This window comes from Anaerolineae bacterium (assembly GCA_014360855.1).
In the GTDB taxonomy this organism is placed as follows: domain Bacteria; phylum Chloroflexota; class Anaerolineae; order JACIWP01; family JACIWP01; genus JACIWP01.
Window position 1 is genome coordinate 1 of the sequence record JACIWP010000371.1, and the last position, 2,411, is coordinate 2,411.

3 protein-coding genes are annotated in these 2,411 nt (G+C 66.5%); 2 read left to right on the forward strand and 1 reads right to left on the reverse strand.

Translation table 11 applies throughout. The annotated features are described in order from the left end of the window. A partial coding sequence (locus H5T60_14095; GenBank protein ID MBC7243564.1) for an adenylyltransferase/cytidyltransferase family protein occupies positions 1-161 on the reverse strand: 161 nt, incomplete at its 3' end. 184 nt (positions 162-345) lie between these two features. On the opposite strand from H5T60_14095, the gene H5T60_14100 reads away from it, so the two are divergent. Together H5T60_14100 and H5T60_14105 are read left to right on the forward strand one after the other, a co-directional pair. Further along, on the forward strand, positions 346-1,980 hold the full coding sequence (locus H5T60_14100; protein MBC7243565.1) for a hypothetical protein: 1,635 nt from the start codon (positions 346-348) through the stop codon (positions 1,978-1,980). A gap of 124 nt (positions 1,981-2,104) precedes the next feature. Beyond that, a partial coding sequence (locus H5T60_14105) for a hypothetical protein (GenBank protein ID MBC7243566.1) occupies positions 2,105-2,411 on the forward strand: 307 nt, incomplete at its 3' end.

The following is a 2,411-nucleotide window of genomic DNA, read 5'->3' on the forward strand; positions in this document are numbered from 1 at the left end:
ACCATGCGCAGGCGTTCCTCGGTGCTGAACAACAGGTTCTTCTGGGGCTTGTCGTAGACTGCCACCACCACTTGATCGAAGATGCCAGCCGCCCGCCGGGCAATGTCGATGTGGCCGTAGTGAATCGGGTCAAACGTGCCGGGATACAGGGCTATTGTCATCTCATCCCTTCTCGCGGTGGGAATACGGGCCGCCTTGTCGCCGGCCCAGACTTTACTATAATTCGCCTTCATTCTAACACAATCCATGGGCATCGTCAACTATGTGACGGGCTCGCGAATGTTAAAACTTATGCCCTGGGGCGGGGTGTTTGACAGTCCCGTCGTCATCTGATATATTGGCGGCATGCGAGCGACAAAACTCTTCTGGAACACGCTTCGACAAGCGCCGGCGGGGGTTGACCTCCCCGGCCAGCAGTTGTTACTGCGCGCCGGCCTGCTCCGTTCGCCGGCGCCCACCGTCTGGACGCTTCTTCCGCTCGGCCAGCAGGGATGGGAGCGACTGCTGGCTTGCACTGCGCAGGTGGCCCAGGATGCCGGCGCACAGCCGGTCACTTTTCCCTGGGCGCGGCCGCCAGAATCTGAGAGCGGCAGGGGCGCGCGGTGGCGCTGCGGCGAGCCGGCCGGCTGGGCCGCCTGGGACCTGGCGTCGCGTGAACTGCGTTCCTACCGCCAGCTTCCTCAGCTCTGGTACGCGGTACAGCCCCATATGTCCGCCCATGTCAATACCCGCGCCGGCCTGCTGGGCGGCGCGCTGAGCCGCCGGCTGGAGCTGTTCGGGCTGTATGCGTCGCTGGATGAGGCGCTGGCCGGCCAGGATGCCCTCGCCAGGGCCTACGGTGCGCTGTGGAGCCGCCTGGAGCTTCCCCTCGCCGCCGTTGCGGCCGGCCCCCGGGGGGCTGTCGCCTGGCTGTGGGAACATCCCGACGGCGAAACAGCCTTTTTCCGCTGTGCGCGCTGTGGGTATGCCGGTTTGCCGGCGGCCACCGAAGCGCCACCTCCGCCCGAGGACGCTTCCCCGATGCTTCCCATGGAGGAAGTGGAAACGCCGGACTGCACCACCATCGCCGCGCTGGCGGAGTACCTGGGCATCTCGCCGGCGCAGACCATGAAGGTCGTCTTCTACACCGTGGAACAGGAGGACCAAGTGGTCTGTGCGGTGATCCGCGGCGACCTGAACATTGACGAGCAGAAGCTGGCCAGGGCTTTGGGGAACAAGCCTTTCCGGCTCAGCACGGACAGCGAGGTGCGCTGGGTTGGCTCCGTGCCCGGCTACGGCTCGCCCATCGGCCTCAAGCGGGTGCAGGTGCTGGCCGATCCGTCGGTGATGGCGGCGCGCAACCTGGTCGCCGGCGCGAACAAGGAACCGTTCCATATCCGCAACGTCAACGCCGGCCGGGACTTCAGCGTGCATCAGGTGGTGGACCTGCGGGCTGTGCGGGCCGGCGACCCCTGTCCCGGGTGCGGGGAAGCGCTGGAAGAGGCGCATGGATTCGCCCTAGGGGAGGTGGCGGTGCAGACGGCCGATGAGGCCGGCATCTCTGATGCCCATTATCTGGACCCAGCCGGCCAATCCCAGCCCCTGGTGATGCTGAGCATGGTCTTCGACCTGGACCGCCTCTGGGGGGCATTGGCCGAGGTGCATCGGGATGAGAACGGCCTGCGCTGGCCGGCCCCTGTGGCGCCGGTGCAGGTGCATCTGGTCGCGATCAAGCTGGATGTGCCGGAGGTCGCGCAGACGGCGGAGCGCGTGTATGAGCGTCTGCGGCAGGCCGGCCTGTACGTCCTCTTCGATGACCGGGACGAACGCCCAGGCGTGGCGTTCAAGGATGCCGATCTGCTGGGCGCGCCGCTCCGGCTCACGGTCAGCCCTCGCGCGCTGGAGGCCGGCGGCATTGAGGCCAAATGGCGCACCGCCGCGGAGTCCGAGGTGGTGACGGAAGAAGCATTAGCCTCGCTGATGGCCCCGCTGTTATCCTGATATCTCTTGTCAGTGCTTCCCAGGCCTCCTGCCGGCCAGCAGGAGGCCTTTTCACTTTGGCGCGGCGACATGAATGGGGTATAATGGCCTCACGTCCATTTCATCATCTGATGGGGGATTTGCGATGGTATATTACTTGATCGCCGGCCTGTGCTTTCTGGTGGGTTTGAGCGCGCTGGCGGGGGCGCTGTTCAGCCGTTCGCCGGCGCGGCGTAGGGCGCTCTTCGCCGCGGTGTGGCTGGTATTATGGCTCGTATCCATTGCCCTGGTCTATACTGCCGAAAGACGGGGCGCCGTGCGTCCGGCGGCGCAGACGCCGACGCGCTCAGCGGCGGCCGCTTCCGCCACCCATACGCCGCGCCCGACCCCGACGCCGACGCCGGCGGTACCCGCCGGCCTGGTGGCCTTCCACAGCGAGCGCACCGGCGATT